At 59.8% G+C, this 18,575-nt stretch carries 12 protein-coding genes; 1 reads left to right on the forward strand and 11 read right to left on the reverse strand.

Annotation, left to right across the window (positions count from 1 at the left end; translation table 11 throughout):
- The 11 genes from HY737_01810 to HY737_01860 all read right to left on the reverse strand — a co-directional run.
- On the reverse strand, positions 1-1,642 hold a 1,642-nt coding region (locus HY737_01810), incomplete at its 3' end, for a hypothetical protein (GenBank protein MBI4597126.1).
- On the reverse strand, positions 1,642-4,836 hold the full coding sequence (locus HY737_01815) for a glycosyltransferase (protein MBI4597127.1): 3,195 nt from the start codon (positions 4,834-4,836) through the stop codon (positions 1,642-1,644). The genes HY737_01815 and HY737_01810, both read right to left, overlap by 1 nt.
- A 49-nt stretch (positions 4,837-4,885) precedes the next feature.
- On the reverse strand, positions 4,886-5,836 hold the full coding sequence (locus HY737_01820) for a polysaccharide pyruvyl transferase family protein (GenBank protein MBI4597128.1): 951 nt from the start codon (positions 5,834-5,836) through the stop codon (positions 4,886-4,888).
- Positions 5,829-7,241 carry an MOP flippase family protein gene (locus tag HY737_01825; GenBank protein ID MBI4597129.1) on the reverse strand — a complete coding sequence of 471 codons (1,413 nt, stop codon included), beginning with the start codon at positions 7,239-7,241 and terminating at the stop codon, positions 5,829-5,831. The genes HY737_01820 and HY737_01825 overlap by 8 nt, the downstream gene beginning before the upstream one ends.
- Positions 7,238-7,813 (reverse strand): acetyltransferase, encoded by a 576-nt coding sequence (locus HY737_01830; protein ID MBI4597130.1) that lies wholly within the window; start codon positions 7,811-7,813, stop codon positions 7,238-7,240. Before HY737_01830 ends, HY737_01825 begins: the two co-directional genes overlap by 4 nt.
- Positions 7,767-9,338: a lipopolysaccharide biosynthesis protein gene (locus HY737_01835; protein MBI4597131.1), complete on the reverse strand. Its 1,572-nt coding sequence runs from the start codon at positions 9,336-9,338 to the stop codon at positions 7,767-7,769. The genes HY737_01830 and HY737_01835 overlap by 47 nt, the downstream gene beginning before the upstream one ends.
- On the reverse strand, positions 9,338-9,922 hold the full coding sequence (locus tag HY737_01840) for a polysaccharide export protein (protein ID MBI4597132.1): 585 nt from the start codon (positions 9,920-9,922) through the stop codon (positions 9,338-9,340). Before HY737_01840 ends, HY737_01835 begins: the two co-directional genes overlap by 1 nt.
- Positions 9,923-9,984: 62 nt before the next feature.
- Complete coding sequence (locus HY737_01845; protein ID MBI4597133.1) at positions 9,985-11,394, reverse strand: sugar transferase; 1,410 nt, start codon at positions 11,392-11,394, stop codon at positions 9,985-9,987.
- A 1-nt stretch (position 11,395) separates the two neighbouring features.
- Positions 11,396-12,532 (reverse strand): outer membrane beta-barrel protein, encoded by a 1,137-nt coding sequence (locus HY737_01850; GenBank protein ID MBI4597134.1) that lies wholly within the window; start codon positions 12,530-12,532, stop codon positions 11,396-11,398.
- Positions 12,533-12,909: 377 nt separating this feature from the next.
- Entirely contained in the window at positions 12,910-13,269 is a 360-nt protein-coding gene (locus HY737_01855) for an exosortase system-associated protein, TIGR04073 family (protein ID MBI4597135.1), read from the reverse strand.
- A 197-nt stretch (positions 13,270-13,466) separates the two neighbouring features.
- Positions 13,467-15,197 (reverse strand): radical SAM protein, encoded by a 1,731-nt coding sequence (locus tag HY737_01860; GenBank protein ID MBI4597136.1) that lies wholly within the window; start codon positions 15,195-15,197, stop codon positions 13,467-13,469.
- Between the two features lie 491 nt (positions 15,198-15,688).
- On the opposite strand from HY737_01860, the gene HY737_01865 reads away from it, so the two are divergent.
- Positions 15,689-18,229 (forward strand): ankyrin repeat domain-containing protein, encoded by a 2,541-nt coding sequence (locus HY737_01865; protein ID MBI4597137.1) that lies wholly within the window; start codon positions 15,689-15,691, stop codon positions 18,227-18,229.
- Positions 18,230-18,575: the final 346 nt, after the last annotated feature.

Here is an 18,575-nt window from a genome sequence, read left to right on the forward strand (position 1 = left end):
GCATCGCCGAGGTCAACGATGGCTCCCACGACGCCCCGTAATCGCTCGATCGATAGACGCCAATGCCTGATGCGCCGCACACACCCCAGAAGATTCGCGAAGGGGCTGTCGGATCAACAGCCAACCCGTTGTAGATTTTCCGCGAGGAGGGCTGCGATGACGGCCGGCTCCATGTCTGTCCGCCATCCGTCGACGTAAAGAAACCTCCGCCATGATCGCCATCGATGCCCAGATACACCCGGGTGGGATCGGTCGGATCCATGGCCAGCCCTCGCGCATACCCTTGCCCCCACACCGTGTTGGTCGTCGGCGGTGCGTTGGGGAGTCCGGCCGTGGTCATCGTAAACGTTGTTCCCGCATCGCGGCTGATGAACGCGCGAGGGCCAAGCGAGGTCCAGAGGGAACCGGTCGCGATGACCCGTGTTCCCTTCTCGCTGCTGGCGACTCGCCACACATGGCCGCCTCCAATCCCCGGAAGACCCTGACCAGGCACGGCGGCGACATAGGTGTGGCCGCCGTCAGTGGACTTCAGCAACCCCTCATCCATCGTCGCGACGAACATCGTCCCGTCGGCGCTGATGTGCAGATCCGACCCTGACGCATTGGGCGCCCCCCGGATCTTCTCCTGCCATGACGCTCCGCCATCATCCGATCGCCACACGCCCCACGTATCCGTGTAATAGAACACGGCTGGATCGAACGGATCGATCACGACGGCATTGGGACGCTGAAAATCTTTCAGCCAGGCCCGCGTGGGGTTGCCCGGAACGTCGTACCGCAGATTTCGCTTAATGCTGGTCCATGTATGGCCATCGTCTGTGCTGAGGTACAACCCGGCTTTTCCTTTGGTGTATGATGCGACGAGCCATTGAACTGTCTGATCATGCCCGGCCGCGGCGATTCGCGTGATGTGTCCGGCCGGGATGGGTTGCGTGCGTTGCCAGGTCTGTCCCTCATCTGATGAGCATGCGAGGGTGGCCTGTTGCGTGACACACAGCGTGCCTTGCCCTGGCAAGACGAGGAGATCCTGCACCGGCACACCATCGATGAGGCTGGCCACCGCTCCTGTGGTTCCATCCACACGAACCAGTCCGCGTGATGAGCCGGCGAACACCGCGGTCTCTGCGCCATTGAGCGCGATGGCGGTGATCACGACCTTCGCGCCGAAAAGTCCCGAGGCGGGGCCGAGCTGGCCCCATGTCGCGCCCCCATCGCTGGTTCTAAACATCGTGCCGTCTTTCGTTCCCACGTAGAGCATCTTCGGATTGTTCTTCGATACCGCAATGGCCCGGTAGCTGTACGGCCGGGTAAATGACATGAGTTTTGATGCCATGGGGACAACCGCCCACGACGCTCCGCCATTGGTCGAGCGGGCCAGGCCGGTCTTCATCCCCGCATACACCACGCGCGAATCGGACGGGGATACCGCCATTGTTGCGATGTTTAAACTGGTCAGGCCGCTGTTGCTGAACGTCCAATGGTCCCCGCGATCATCGCTGCGCCAGATCCCGGCCACATCAGACGTCAGATAGAGGCGCCCTCGCACGTTTGGATCGGCGACCAGGGCCGGGTATTGGCCGCCGCCATACCAGCCGGCAAACTGCCACACCAGGGCCAAAGCGCTCAGCCATCCGCCCCACATCAGTGTTTCAACTCCTGATAGAGCCTCGCAAACCGCTCGGTGTTCGTGCGGATATCGCATTCCTGCTCAACCAATACTCGCCCCCGCCTGCCGACACTGCGCCGCAACTCCTCATCGCTGAGGAGCCAGTCAAGGACATCGACCCAATCCTGGGGCCAGTGCGGATCCAGCAGAAATCCATTCTCGCCATCGGTGATGAAGGCATCATTGCACCCCACACCCCGGGAGACCACGACCGGCACGCTCATGCTCATCGCTTCAATCATCGCCAGCGAGTGCAGCTCGCGCAGCGAGGGTTGGATGAAGACATCGGCGACCGCGAAGAGGTCGGTGAGCTGCCGGAAGAATCCCACCAATTTGACCGACGTCTCTAAGCCTTCCGCGCGGATTTGCTGCTCCAACATCTGGCGTTGCGGACCATCGCCGGCGATCACGAAGACGGCCTTCGGCCGGTGCGATCGAAGCAGACGGGCGATTTCAACAACGAGGGTGAAATTTTTTTCGGGTGAGAGCCTGCCCGCGGCGGCGATCACACGCTGATGGGGGGCGATCCCCAGACGCTGCCGCAATGGCCCATGATCCTCCGAGTGATGACCATCAAGCGGAATCCCGTTGTACTGCAGGTAAATCTTCTGCCCATCAATGCCGAACCCTTGCTGGAGCCGCTCTTTGTTCTGCGGGGTGAGCACGACGATGGCATCCGATAATCCCGCAAACACCCTGGCGTGCTTGAACTGTTCGGGCCGCGCCACGCCGCGTTCCCGCAACCATCTGGCATCCTCGTAGCGGGGATCGTGCACATGCTCCACCACCGGCACGCCGCAAAGCTTGGCGGCCAGCGAGCCCCAGACATGCCCGTTGTAGTTATGCGTGTGGACGACGTCGATGCGGTGGCGATTGATGTAGGAGACGAGCCGAGCCACAATCAGCAATGAGTCGAGGCTTCGAACTTTGGCTTCACGCCGATTCACACAGCACAGGGGCACTCGAAGCTGCCGCAGCCGCTCTTCGTACGGTCCGGTGCCGGTAAATGCGACATGGTGTTCGATATCCTCGCGATGATTGCCGTGAATGAGGTAATAGAGATTCGCCTCCGCTCCACCGAGCTGTAATGTTTTTGTCACGTGCAAGACGCGCATGGGCGGTTGAGCGCGGCCGAGCAATCGGCGATACACATCGATGTATTGTTGGGCAATCGCCTGGATATCAAACCGTTTCCGAATCCGCAGCGACGCGGCGGCTCGAGTGTTGGGCTCATCGGTCATCAGCATGGACAGGGTGTCGCGGGCGAATTCCTCCGGCGAATTTGACGCGCACGCGCGGCCCAGGGCTGGCTCGGTGATAATATCCTCGGTCACGCCGGGAAGCTCCTTCGCGATGAGCGGCACCTGCGTGGCCATCGCTTCGATCATGACGGTGCCAAACCCCTCGCGCTCAGAGCAGAATAAAAAGGCATCACTGATTTGCATGTAGGGCGCCACATTCTCCAACTGACCGAGAAAGACCACATTCCGCAATCCGTCCTTCTCAATGATGTCGCACAGATGGCGATAGTATGGGTTGGTGGCATCATTGCCTGGGCCGCCGATGAGCAATACGGCAGTTGGCAGATGGCCTTGGATGATGCTCCAGGCGCGAAGCAGGAATTCATAGCCTTTGCGCGCTTCGACTTTCCCGACGGATAAACAGATGAACCGTGCGTCGTGAAGCCCCAAGGTTCGTTTCACGTCGTTCTTATCCTCGGGTGCCAGCGGCGTGAAACGGCTGGTCTGAACGCCGTTGGGGATATAGACAATGCGGCTCGGCGGAATTCCGGCTTGCCGGCACAACTCACACAGCTTTCTCGAAATGCAGGCAAAGCGATCGACCGCGCGCAATCCCCATCGGTAGATCCAGCCCATTTTCCGCTGCGTGATCGCCAGCGGATCATCAAAGCCGACCAGGGTCGTCTTCACAATCACGCGCTTGCCCATCAGCTTCAGCAGGGGAAAAATGAAACTCTCAAAACCGCGCATGGAGTGAAAATGCACGACCTGATGCCGTCGCTTGGCCGCATAGAGGAAGATCCTGATCACATAGATCAGCTCCTGCAATTTGTTGCGCGTCTTCAGGAAGGTGCAGGCTCGGAACACCATGACACCCTGGTAGCTCTCTGTCACGCTCGGTTCATGATCATTATCGGTAAAAAATTCGACCTCAACGCCCTGCCGCTGCAATGCCTTCGCCAGAGAGAGCGCTTGAATTGCCGCTCCTGCAAAATACGGCGGAAACTTAATCGCGATCATCAACACGTGAAGTCGATGCGTCGCCTTACGCTTGCCGGCGAGATGCTGTGCACGAAATCCCTTGAGTGATCCGAGCGCTGAGCGCATAGTCACGTACGACCGATCGGCCGATCGACCCAAAATAGTAGCGGCTCGCCAAAAAACTGAGGAAACCACGAGTGTTTTATAGACACCAAGCGGAACACCGAAGAGGCGAAGCCATTGCGTGCGCCCGCGATATAACGGCACATTGGCTGAGGCGCTCGCCTCACATCGTGCCGCGATATGTTCGACCCGGCTTTTCTCAGCCGGCACGGTATGCGTCAATCGGGCGTGAGGAAGATATAGGCCGTCCCATCCCGCGCGGCGCAATTGGCACATCAGATCAGTTTCTTCGCCGGCCGTCTGACTCCCGGGAACAGCATTCAGTCCTTTCGTCTCGTCGAATCCGCCGGTGCGTTGAATCATGAACAGCGGGCAAGCCCAGTTGGCCGACAAAAATGTTTTCGTTGGCGGGAGCGCCTGCTCCTCCGCCCCCAAGTCAAACCCTCTCACCGAATACGGGGCCACAGCCAGCAATTCTTCGCTGGGGCGCGCACCCTCAAATTCACTCTCAACGGGTCCGCCAAAAAAGTATCCGGAGGGGTTCGACATGAACGCTCTCCAATACGACGCAATCCATTCCACACACGGCTTCACATCATCATCTGTAAAGATGACCAATTGCCCCTTCGCCGCCCGTAGGCCAGCATTGCGAGCTCGGCTCAAGCCCTGTCGAGGTTCTTCGATCGAGCGCAGTGGAAGCATCGACTGCGCAACTTCGACGACGCGCAATGTGGCATCCGTGCAGTGGTTATTCACCACAACAATTTCCCACTGAAGGTTCGGCGGAATCGAACAGCGAGCGATGTGATGCAATGTGATGGCCAAACGATGGCTGTTGTTCCATGTGCAAAGTATGATCGAGATATCCATCACGTCAGATCCCCCGCTGGCGATAAAGCCGATAGCGCCATGACGTCATCTCGGGTCGATGCAGCAACCGTGCGCCTAATCCCCAGCGTTGACTTTGAGGCAGCGTATCGGCCCACTGAACTCCGCGATCCCGCAGCGAAAACTCCCAGACCGCTCGGTTTTTGTGGTAATTATTGGCCAGCAGTGTCGTCGGTATCTCAAGAATCGTTCCGGCCATCGCCGAGTGCAAGCGATTCGTCACGATTGCCTTCGCTCTGGCATGGACGCTGATCCAGTGAGCAAAATCTCGGCAGTACGCCGCAGGGTCTAACCGCACAGCTTGCCCATCTCCTCCGGAGATGGGAACCGCCTCTTTATCGGTTCGGATCGCCTCTAATCGATAGCGAGGCTCCACGGGACGCTGAAGCACATCCGCTCGGGAGAGGTACAGGGCGGTATCATGATTCACTCCCAACTCAACGCCATCTCCCAACGCCTCACTCACGACTCTGAACGAGACAAGCTCTCGAGCAAACAGCATCACGCGTTGCGCCCGCGCGACCTGCAGCGTGTCGTTGAAGATGCGACGAAGAAATTCTTGATCCGCTTGATACGTTTGCGGGCCGACGATAATGACCCCACGGTGTACTCGTGCCGCCCGCTGAAAGGCGCGAATGGGCCGTCCCGACCACCAGGAATTGAATCCGCCGCCCCCGTGAAAATAGAGGACCTCCTCTGGATCCAACCGTGCGCCCATAAACTCCTCATGGTTCAGTGTTCGAAATCTGAGTTCCATCTCTATCGCAAGTTTTTCAGCCCCGCGGTAAATCAGATAATCTCCAAAGTTGCCGCCAGGCCTTACAAAGACAAACGGCCGCTTGGCATACTCGAACCAGACTTCTTGAAGCGACAAGATAACCCCTGCTCCTTCTTCCCCCAGATCACCGGCTACAGGGATCGCTCGTTGGCTAGACATGTAGAGCGACCCTTCCATGCTTCATCACAACGAGCAAACTCGCGTAGCCTGTGATGCCGAATAATCCCAACAACATCAGCGTACTCAATGCTGAGGTATGGACGGTGTGCTTCACCGCAAACAAGCCCATCATGAGCAACGCGGTGAGCCCGATCGCCGGCAGGATGGCGCGCCATATGCGGACGTACGGCAATTGAATGAGCCTCGACGCCACAACAAATGACACCGGCATCCAGCAGATGGTGAAGATCGCGGATCCGGCAGCCACACCGACAATCCCCCAGCGAATGCTGAAGAGGATCACGAGCGCCATCAGCGCCGCATTCGCGCACCCCATCTTGAATTGAAGATCCGGCCGGCCCTGGGACTGATAGATCGTGCCGCCGATGGCCGTCAGCGACTGCGCCACCCCGCAGCAGGCGAGCAAACGAAACGGCAGAATAGCGCCTTCCCATTGCGGTCCGAAGAAGACGTGGATGAATTCCGGCGCAACCACGAACAAACCGCCCAACATCGGCAACGTCACAAGAGCGACGGTCTGTAGCACCTTTGTGTAATTGCGGCGCAGGCTCTCCAGATCGTGTTGAATTTTTGAAAACGCCGGCAGGAGCACCTTGACAATGACCCATGAGATATTTTGAATTGGCAATAGCATGAGTTTATAGGCCAGCGTATACAAGCCCAAGGGAGTGGCTCCAAGCAGCCGGCCAATAATGAGGTAGTCGACGTTCCTGGAGACGTAATTCACGCAGTTAAAACCCATTGCGGCTGCGCTAAATCCGGACAATTCGCGCAATGCCTGACGTGAGATGCGCCATGGTGGCCTCCATGAGGTGAACGACCATGAGAGCCACACCATCGCAGCGTTATGAACCAGCAGCTGCCAGACGAGACTCCATACCCCCCATCCCAGTACTGCGGCAGCCACCCCCATGATCCCGGAGAGGCAGACCGCCGCAATATCCCTGATGGCTAACGAACGAAATTCCATGGCGCGCATGAGCATCGCTTGCTGCACGACCCAACCCCCTTGAAGCACAAAGCTCAACGATACCGCGACCAAAATTGGTTGGAGATCGGGTGTTCGGTAGAACCGCGCGATGGCCGGGCTGCACGCGGTCATGATGGCCATGAGGATCACCCCCACCATCACGCTGAGCCAGAACGCTGAAGCATAGTGCTCCTCGCGCACCGCTGGACGCTGAATCAACGCGCCGGTCATCCCGAGCTCCCCGACCATCATGGCGAATTGCGTAAACACGGTCGTCATTCCTAGCAATCCGAAATCACGCGGCGACAGCAGATGGGCAAGCAGAACGGTGATGAGCACCTGACATGCTTGCCGGCCCCCCTGAGCGACTCCTGCCCACCAAACGCCTTGAATGGTTTGCTGCTTAAGTGTCATGCTGGTTGCAGGACCAATGCCGTTCGAGAACGCACCACCCGTGCCGGATTTCCCACCACGATGGCCTGTTCCGGGACGTCCTTAGTGACCACGGCGCCGGCGCCGATGATCGCGCCGGATCCGATGGTGACGCCGGGCAAGAGAATGGCGCGCGCGCCGATCCACACGTCATCGCCGATGATCACCGGCCGCTCCGGCTGAAATCCTTGGCGGTTCATCGGGACGTCGGTTCGCGAAAATTGGTGATTCTGGCTATAGATAACCACGTCAGGCCCCATCATCACGTCGTGGCCGATGATGATGGTGCCATGCAACGACGCGTTGACCCCGATGCCTGAACGATCGCCGAGCGACAGGTGACGACCCGAGCCGAACCATGCGCGCGTTTCCACATTGACATCGTTTCCGCATGAGGCAAACAGCTGCCGGCAGACGGCTGCGCGGATCGCCTTCCACCAGCGTCCGCCCGGAGCTATCGATGAGGGCAGATGCCTGGCCATGCCGTAATACAGGAGAGAGCACCCCCTAGACCAGATCGTAGAGGAAGCCCGGAATCGCAAAGGTGCGTCCATTGAGAATCGTGCCCATGATTTTACCGTTCATGTGCCGCCAAGGAGCCAGGGCCGCTTCCAGCGCCTGCCGTCGCGCCTTCCCTTCCCGGATGACCAAGGTCAACCCATCCACCGCCGGGGCCAGCATCATGCTGTCTTGATAGTCGCTGGTGTTGGCGCAATCCAAGATCACGAAATCAAACGCGTCCTTCGTTTCGCGCAGCAACACGCTCATCCGTTCAGAACTCAAGAACCCTAGGGGATTGGAGACGGGTTTGCCCGCAGCGAGCACCGCCACGTGAGGCGTAATATAGGACGCCGCCGCCTCCCAGGAGGTCCGCCCTTGCAGCACGTCGGTCAGGCCGACGATGTTTTTCAACCGCAAGAGTTTGTGCAGCGAAGGCGCTCGAAGATTGGCGTCGATAATCAAGACGCGCTGATGCGCATAATAGGCGAGGCAGCGCGCGAGATTGACCATCACCGTCGTCGATCCCTCAGCCGCCAGGGGGGCGGTCACGAGCAGCGTTTTGATCCCCCGCGCTTTCGCGGTCAGATAGATTTGGTCGGTCAGCGCGCGAAACGCCGAAACATACGGCGTCTTTCGCCGGAAGTTCTTGACCACGGCGCAATGCCAGAACTTGCGCTTCGGAATCGAGCTGAGGGGCTCCACATGCAGCAACGGCTTGAGGTCTTGCGGGGATTTCACCGTTTGGTCCAACAGCTCAAACACAAACGCCAGAATGATCCCTAAGCCGACGCCGGCCGCCAGGGTCAAGCCAAACAGGACGTTCCGGGAAGAGCCGATCGGCTGCATGGGTCGTGAGGCCTGCTCAATAATCTTCACGCTCGCCGGACCGATGGCTTCCAGGTCAGGCAAGGTCTCCCCGCTGAGATGCTTGGTCATCCGATCAATGGAATCCTGGATTTGCCTCACGGTCTGATAGCGCTCGCCGTATTTCAGCTGCAATTCCGCCAACTGTTGCTCAAGGTCGAAGATGACATAGGCGCGGCTGATAGTATTGGCGAGCGTGGCCGCCTCCATCGGGCTGAAGGCTTTCGCGCGAATGATCAGCACATCGGCGTCTCGAATCGGCTCGACCGTTACGTTCTGCCGAAGGGCGTTGACCGCATGTCGGAATCGCCAGGACTGCTGCTCGGCCACCGGCCATTGGGCCAGCGCCGCCTCTTGCTGAAGAGCCCGGCGCTCCAGGAATTGCTGTTTAACGGGCGAGGCAAATTGTCTTTCCTCATCAAGCGGCCGCTCATCAAGGTGCAAGGCACGAACGACCCGCTCTATGACCGGGTTGGACTGCACGATTTCGCTTTGGGTCAGCGCGATTTCAGCTTTTCGCTGCACGGCCAAGTCACGGTAATAGAGCGCTTCGACTTGCTTGGCGGCGCTGATCAGTATCTTGACCTGAGCTTCGTAGATCGGCGTCTTCCAAGCCAATCCCACATACGCCGCCATGGCCACACCGGCGATGGTCGCCAGCACCACTGCTTTGTGGCGGAAGAGGACCCGCACGTAATCTCGGAATGTCATCATCAGAACACCCCCTCGGATACCACCACGGTGTCTCCTGGCCGCAACAACACATCCGCTTTGGAATTGCCATTGAGGACGGCCTTGAGATTGATCGGAATCGTCTCGTAGCCTGGGGAGTCCGCATAGGGCCGCAAGACCTTCACCCGACTCGAGTCGCCGAATTTCGTGAATCCCTCCGCAATGGAGATGGCTTTCATGGCCGTCACGCGCTCATCAAGTGGATACGCGCCGGGTTTGGCGACTTCCCCGTAGACGAAAAACTTCTGGCTGCGGGATTCCTTCAATGACACCGACACGACGGGATACTTCATATAGCCGTCAGCCAGGCGCTGTTGAATGTCCTCCTGAATCTCTGCGGTCGTCATGCCCTTGACGCGCACATTGCCAATGAATGGGAAGGAAATCATCCCATCCGGCCCCACGGTGACGAAGGTCTGCAGCTGCTCCGGCTGCAGAATGGCGATGTCTAACGTATCGTTGACGCCAATCTGGTAGCCTTCTGAGGCTCCAGACGCGATCGGAGCATTCGGCGGCGCCTGGGCCAATGAGGCGCCGCTCCACATCATCCCAACCACCAGTGTCATGAGCATCCGATGCATCATCACGGCCTCACCCTTTTTGATCTGATGCCGAACCACCAGGCCTGCTATTTCGCGCCGTCCCCGAGGACGACCACGGGAACCGTCTTCAACAGGATTTTGCCGTCAAGGGCCAGTGACCAGTTGTCGATATACGACAAATCCAGCTTCACCCACTGATCAAAGTCAGTGATGTTGTTGCGCCCGGTGATTTGCCAGAGGCATGTCACGCCGGGGCGCATGCTCAGTTTCCGCCGCTGCCAGCTGTCATACGCCTGCACTTCTTGAGGCAGCGGCGGCCGCGGACCCACCAGGCTCATATCGCCTCGCAGCACATTCCAGAGTTGCGGCAATTCATCCAGGCTCATCTTTCGCAAGAATCTGCCAAGCGGGGTCACGCGGGGATCTTCGCTCATTTTGAACGCCGGGCCGCGCATTTCGTTCTGAACCAGCAGTTGCGGCAACAGGCGTTCGGCGCCGTTGACCATCGTGCGGAATTTATAGAATGTGAAGCGCCGGCCATGCATCCCGCACCGCTCTTGGGCAAAGAAGACGGGCCCGGGCGATGTCCACTGAATAGCGATGGCGATCATGAGGAAGAGGGGCCACAAGACGAGCAGGCCGACCCCCGAGGCGACGATGTCAATAAGGCGCTTGACCACGAGGTGCCAGAGTTTGTTGGTCGTGGTGGTGAAGCTGACTAAGGGAATGCCGTCGAAATCTGCGACGTGCTCATGCGCGATCGTGACATCGAAGAAATCCACCGCCAGGCTGACTTTCACCCCCTCGGTCTCGCAGAATCGCATCAGCGGCTCAATCTTTCCGAGCCACGACCTGGGCACGACAAACACCACATCGTCCACGACCATGGTGTGGATGATTTTTGGAATATCGGCGAAGGCCCCCAAGACGGCGTAGCCGTTGACGCGCTCTCCAACCAATGCCGGGTTCTCATCGATCAGCCCAATGACGCTGAACCCCCATTCGGCATGGGCCTCGAGCTTGCTGAGGAATCGTTGCGCTCGGGGTCCGGTGCCCACGACCAGCACGCGCCGATAGTTGTAGCCGTTCACCCGGCTGCGGCGGAAGACGGCCATCAGGCTGAATTTCTCAGCGACCAACAATAGCGTGGCCAGTCCGATGGCGGCCATCACGAGGATCCGACTGATGGTGATCGCATGGAGCATGAAGATGAACGCCCCCAGCATCAAAAAAACGAGCAGCGCAGTTTTCAGGATGACCTCGGCCGCTTCCCGGTTTCCTCTGACTCGGAAGGATTCGTACATGCCGAAATATCCCAACCCCCCTGCCCACACCACCGTGAACAGCGCCGCAAACCAGCCATAGACGTGGGAAGGGTGGAGAAAGCGCGTGGGCCGCACCAGCAGGTACGCGATCACGAACGACATCGCGACCACGCCGATATCGGCGAACATCATGGAGCGTCGCAAGAGTGTTGCGTATTCTTTGACCATCATCCTAGAACACCATCGTGACGCCAAGAACGACGGTGTTTTTCACGTAGCCCCGATCCGGCTCGGAGGAATCCAGCGCCGATACCCGATACGCTGCCCGCCCCGTGATCAGCTTCGTGATGTCATAGGTCAGTCCAAAATTGACGCCGCCGAACGTATCCTTGACGCTGGTGCTCAGATATTCTCCCTGCCCATAAAATGCGGACAGCCCCCCGGAGAGCCGACGCAAAAGTTGGCGATAATAATTGAGCGACGTTTTCCATTCTTTGAACAGGCTCTGGTTGAAGGTCGTCGTGGTATACGCCCGCTCAAAAACGAGCGCACCGCGCGTCCGGGCATCCGGCTCGCGATTAAGTGAAACGCGGACGCGCGGTCGCGGCAGCACATCTCCGTCGAAGGTATCAATGACATCGACACCGGCGCGACCATCGAGATAGAGGGTCGGTGTGAAGTACTGCTGAAATCCGGCGAGCGCGGAGTTGGTGAAGGAGCTTGGACCTGGAACAAAATCCCGGATGGAAAATTCATACCCTCCCAGGAGCGTTGTCGCTGAGCTCACCGCATAGGTCACATCGGCTCCGGCTCGATGGGCATGGGAATCGGTGAGATCGCTGCGGGAGAGCACATGGATATCGTTCGCATATCGCGTGGCGAGGCCGAAGCGTTTGGTGAAGGTTTTGTCGTACTCGGCATTGAAACGGTTCAAAACATAGCCGTACCGCCCTGCGGTCCTGCCGAACTCATCCTCTAAACTCCTCGGCTCCACATCATGGGTAAAGTCATTGGCGAGCGAAAAGGTGGAATACTTCGAGAGCTCGCCTTTCCACAGCAGGTGGGCGTCTTCTGCCATCGTGTTGAAATCAGGATTCCGCGCGAAGAAGCGCTGGGTGAGATTGGCGTTGATGTCAAACGATCGCAGCTTTGTTTCCTTCGTCCACCCGCCGCCAACACCCAGGATCGTGATGAAATCATCCCGCGTGTTGTGTTTGGCAAACGTCACGTTGTCATCAAACATCTCGCCTGCCGAGGTGCGGATGGTGAGATGCTGCGCTTCCTGCGCGAGACTTGTGATCACCCAGGGGCCGAGGAGCACCCACACCCCGACGGTCAGGTGGAGCGCATGGCACAGGCGTTGGCGCATGTGCCGTGCATGAGGCCGACGCATGTGGGGGTTAGCGCAGCCACGGCGCGGGTACTGCCGGCTGATCAGAGGCGTGCAGTTGCGCGATATTCAGGGGTGCGCTTCCGCTCCCTGTGCGGTGTACGGGAGTGGCCTGCATGGCCAAGATCACGGCTTCCACAACTCCCACTGCGACAAGCAGACCAAGTCCTGTTCGCTTATTCATCGTGCCTCCTTGGTGTCTTGACATGTGTCTCTCGAATGTGAAGGCAGTGTATCGAGAGACAATGAAGGCACGATGACAATTCAATTACAACATTGTCATGTGAGAGAAAAAAATCGGAGCCACGCGTTCATCGTGGCTCCGCGAGAAATCGGTGGGGAAATGGCTACGACAGCTACTCAGTCAATGACGCTTGAACCGGGTCGTGCGGATCGAGCAGAAACTCCGGTTCCACCATCGGCTCGTACCCCGCGCCGGGCCACGGCAAGAGGAACGTGGCCATCTCAACCGCACCGGCCGCCGTCCTGACCGCAAACGCCCGGCAGCCATCCAGGATGCCCCAGGAGAGGGCGGCCACGGCTCCGCGGGCGTCGTACGTTTGAGCCACGCGGGGAGGCAGCTCAAACGCGGCGGTGAAGAGATTGGCGACCCCGCGCCCGAGCTTTCGCGTGGGGCCATTCGCTTCGGCTGACTGAACGGACAAGGCGAGGGCGATGAGTCCCCCCATAACTCCTGAGAGCAGCACACGGCGCATCAGACTCCTCCTCTAGTGGCAACTCAAGAGCAAGTGTACCTGATCACTGCCAACAAAGAAAAGGCTCTCGAGCGGACTCGCTCTGGAAATCCTTGGGACCGCGCCTGCACGGCCGTTCATCCCCCCACCTGCTGGCACGCCAAAGGCGCGCGCCGCAATGCGGCGGTCGCTATTAGCGACTCCAGCAGGTGGAGGGATCAACGCTCAGTCAGCACAACCGCTTCCGGCGTTTCCACACCGGCCGCCGGCGGCGCGCTGATCGGCTTCAGGGCCGCACCCATGGCAGCGCCGGGTCGAGAAACCCCAGCCTCCACGCGATACAGCGCGCGCAGATAGGGCAGCGCCAACACGAAAAATCGGCCAAGCTTGCTCAGGGTGTCCCACAGGTAGCGGCCGTAGAAGGTCAGCGGGCGTTCGAGCGGCATGCCGGGTCGACGATCCGTGCGGTACTTGAGCCGGAACAGACCGCCCTCAAGCGGGTGGACCTGCTCGATGCGTGCACAGGCATGAAACGCCAGCAATTTCTCCATCATGTGTCGAGGCGCAAACCCCCACGCTTTCCCCCGGCGGATCAGCGCCTCGACATGCTCCGGCGTGTAGTACGCATCCCAGGCCCGATGGTAGATCTGCTGCCACTGCGCCCGGGACATCTGCTGATGGTCCGTGGTGACGTGGGCGAGATCATAGCGATTCATGTCCGGGTCCATGTCAACCCCGCGATCATAGAGCGCTCGGTGATCCTGGGACCCGGGCAGCGGCGTCAGGATGAAGAACTCGAGCAGGTCGATCGGCAGCTCCCGCTGGATGATCGTGATATCCCGCAGGATGCTCTCCGGGGTGTCTGCCGGAAAACCCAGGATGTAGCCGGCCAAGGTGAGGGCGCCAACGCTGTGCCACCCGTCCAGCATCGCCCGGTACTCCTCGATGCGATTCTGCCGCTTCTGCGCGCCCAGCAGCGATTCCGGGTTGATGTTTTCCAAGCCGATGAACACGCGGTCCACACCCGCCCGTCCTGCTTTTTGAATAAAACCCGGCACCTTGTGGCTCAGGGTATCGACCTGGATGATGAGCCGCAGCGAGACCCGCTCCACCTCCCGCAAATGGATCAACCGGTCGAGAATAGGCTCCCAGATCCGATTCCTGGCAAAGTTATCATCGCTGATGAAGAAGTTCGACACGCCCTGAGCGATGTTGGCCCGCACGATCTGCTCGACGTCATCAGGGCTCCGGAAACGGGAGGTTCGCCCCTGCACGTTGATGATGGTGCAGAAGCTGCACTGAAAGGGGCAGCCGCGGCCGGCGTCGAAGCTTGTCTTCGATCCGGTGCGGCGGTGGATGACCTCGGCCGGCAGAAACGGCACCGGGCTGCCGCCGAGGTCCGGCAGATCCTTCATATAGTTGTAGAGGGGCTTGAGCTCGCGGCGAAACGCATCCCGGAGCAGTTCATCCACGTGTCCTTCCAGCTCGCCCGCAAAGAGCGACACGCCCAGATCCATAGCCTCGTGCAAATCCGGCGGCACCACCGGCAGCATGGCCAGGCAGCCGCTGACATGAAACCCGCCGATGCACACTTGAATGCCTTCGGCGCGCAGCTGGCGGGCCACATCCATCGCCCGAGGGTATTGGTTGGATTGCACACCCACCAGCGCCACCAGGCCCCCGGCGCTGGATGAGCGAATGCGCCGGACCAGCCGTTTCACCTTGAGGCGCGTGTTCGTCTCGTCATGCGCGTCCAGCCGAATCTCCACATCCGGGCCGAGTACTCGGCGGCTTGCGGCATCGCGGGCGAGGCCATAGAGCGTGGCGAGCGTATTGGAGGGAACTGAAGAGCGCAGCCACTGAATGACATAGCCGTCGTCATCATAATGCGACGGCTTGATCAGGATGACGTTGAAGACCGTTTTCGCTGACTTGCGATGCGCCTGCATGAGTTGTTGGGGGAATGCGTGAGGCATCCTTGATTCTATCACGAGCGGAATCCCTTTTCGCTATCAGAACGTCATAGCCCGGGTCTGCGATGAATCTGCTGGACAAGCTTCTGGCATGTGCCCATGATATCCGTTGGTGAACATGTCCGATGTTACGCCTGATGTGTAACAATCCTCTGGGGGTTCAGCGCGAACGGCGCCAAGAATTCGTGTCTCTTGTGGTCGTGAGTGTCATCATCAGCGTTGCTCTCCTCCACCACACCACGCATGCCGGCGGTGACCCGAGAGACCTTTTCGAGGCCGTATCAGTTGGAGACGCAACCAAAGTCAGCGTTCTGCTCGCGAGAGGCCACGATATTGAAACTCGGCGGGAGGACGGCCGAACCCCATTGCTGGAAGCGGCTGCCAAGGGCCATGTGGACGTGGTGCGTGTCCTGCTGAAGCGTGGGGCTGACCCAAAAGCAAGAGACCTGGACAGCTCGGATGCGTTGATGATGGCGGCCAGCCATGGGCATGTTGCCGTCGTGAAGGTGCTGCTCAAATATGGGGTGCCCGTCGACACGAAAGACAAGAGCAACCTCACGCCGTTGATGCGGGCCGCGGGTGGCGGGCATAACGAGACGGTAGAGATTTTGCTTCAGCACGGCGCCGACATTCACACAAGGAACCGAAGTGGTTTCACCCCCCTCATGGAAGCGGCAGCCATCGGTGACCTTGATCTTGTCCAACTGCTGCTCGATAAGGGCGCGGATATCAACGCTGCGGACAAGAGGGGATTTACTCCGCTGATGGAGGCAGCCACCAACGGCCACAAGGCAATCGTTCAACTGCTGTTGCGGCGGAGTGCGAAGGTCAATGCGATAGATGCCGGCGGCTCCACGGCCCTGAAGGAAGCGCGGGCGAAAGGCTATCAGACCATCGTGGAGATCTTACTCAGTGCCGGCGCGCACGTGCCTCCCTCACCAGAGCAAGGCGAGCAGGCTTCCCGTGTGCAGACCGCGACTCCAGGGCGTGATCCCCGAGAACTGTTCCGGGCGCTGTTGGCTCACGATCATGGAGAGGTCCAGCGACTCTTGCAGCGCGGGTATGTGGTCGATAGCAAAGATGAGGCGGGCATGACACCCCTCGTGGTAGCGGTCGCAGGCGGGGACGCCCGCATGGTTGAGCAGCTTTTGGGTGCAGGAGCAAACCCCGGCGCACAAACCCAGGATGGTTCAACACCCCTTAGAGAGGCCGCTGCGAAGGGCCGTGTCGAAATCATGGACCTGCTCCTAAGCCGTGGTGCGTCCGTGCATGAGCGATACGAAGAGGATCTCACCCCCCTGATGGTAGCGGCAACCAACGGCAACCTTGAGGCGGTGCGCCTGTTATTAAGGAAGGGGGCGGCCATGAACGCGAAGAATACGAGCGGGTATACCGCGCTGATGGAAGCCGGGGCTCGCCGCCACAACCACATCGTAGAGTTTCTGAAACAGGCAGGGGCTGAGGAGCCTAGCGGAGAGGACCGCAGGGTCTTTTCGGGGCCGTCACAGCGCTTGTTTGCAGCCGTCCTTGGTGGAGACGCCGCCCGCGTGCAGAGCCTCCTGGCATCGGGGTACGACCCTAACGCCCAGGGCTCCGGCGCCATCACCCCGCTGATGCTCGCCTCATCGCGGGGGTACGCGGAGATCGCGGGACTCCTGCTGGCCGCCGGCGCGGATGTCAATGCCACAGACGAAAGCGGATTGACCGCGGGGCTCGCCGCGGCGGTTGAGGGCCACACGGACACGATCCAGCTCGCTCGGACGACGGACATTAACGTCAGAGATGACCAGGGAACGACGCTCCTGATGGAGGCGGCCGGCCATGGGCATCTGACAGCCGTGCAAGTACTCCTGGCGTATCACGCGGACGTCGACGCGCAGGATGACATCGGCTGGACTGCGTTGATGCAGGCGGCGGCCCACGGACATGCCGATGTGGTGGAGGCGTTATTGGACAGTCGAGCCAACCCGAATGTGCGGGCAGATGATGGGTCGACCGCCTTGATGTGGGCGGCGAGACAGGAGAACCTCAAGGTCGTGCAGATCCTCGCTCCCAAGGTGGACGTGAATGCGCGCGCCGAGGATGGGGCGACGGCGCTGTATCATGCCGCGATGACCGGCCGGCATGACATCGCGGCGTTGTTGGTGAAGCACGGAGCGGATATCGATGGCAGGAGCGTGCGGGGTGACACGCCGCTCATCGCCGCGTCCGCGAACGGTCATCTGAAGGCCGTGCAGACCTTACTGAAAAGCAGTTTGATCCCGGCGGACATTCACGCGAAGAATGACGCAGGAACCACCGCTGTGTTGGCGGCGGCGTCGAACGGCCATGCGGATGTGGTCACGTTTCTTCTCAGCGGCACCTCAGACAAAAAAGCGAACGTCAACGCAGCCAACGATGACGGCCTCGGGGCGCTGGCCCTAGCCATCCGAAAGGGGCACAAGGGCGTCGTCGAAGTGCTGCTGGAGCACGGTGCGAACGTCAACGCACAAGCCGAAGATGGCTCCACGGTGCTCATGGAAGCGGCCGCCCACGGCCAGGCGGAACTCGTCCGCACCCTGATCCAGGGGGGCGCTCGAGTCGATACGAGAGATGATGGAGCGGCGATGGCGTTGATGCATGCTGTTAGCGGGGGACATGCGTACGCTGCGGAGGCCCTTCTGGAAAGAGGTGCGGACGTCAATGCGAAGGATGACCGGGGGTTCACCCCCTTAATGGAGGCGGCTAGGCTCGGCCATCTGGAGGTCGTTGAACTCTTGCTCAAACGCAACGCCAATCTCGCGGCGAAACACGAGCGCGGTTTCACCGCCCTGGACTGCGCGGTGGCGTTCGGACACGTCAAGGTCGCTGAGCGGTTAAAGAGTAAGGGGGCTCGATCAAGCGCGCTGACGATGACGCAAACCGAGATTCTCGAGGGCGATCCGAGTGGCCAGCGGTGCGTCGAACGCTGGGGCAGTGACGTGAACATGGTGGCGTATTGCCGCGCGCGCCAGCGCTCCGCACCGTGAAACCGTAAGCCCGAACGCCCACACCCGCCTACAAAAACCCTCCGCCTCCGCTCTATGAGAAGAAACCCAATTGCTCCGAAGCCCCATCGCGAAAGCGGATGGGACGAAGGAGAAGGGTCCATCTCCAGACGCGAGCTCCACCAGAGCGCCCTGCCCTGGGACCCGGAGATGGAAGAAGCTCCTGAGCAACCACCCCACTTGATTCTACGCGACCCGTCCTTCCTAGTCTACCGCAGGCGCCGCCGGAGGTACGTTTCGCGCGGTCTTCAATGCGGTGCGGGCAATCCCCCGGAGCATCCTGGAAAAGACCACCTGATGCGCCGGATACAGCACGTACCAGTAGGCC

Source organism: Candidatus Omnitrophota bacterium (assembly GCA_016209275.1).
In the GTDB taxonomy this organism is placed as follows: Bacteria; Omnitrophota; Gorgyraeia; order Aquiviventales; family Aquiviventaceae; genus JACQWM01.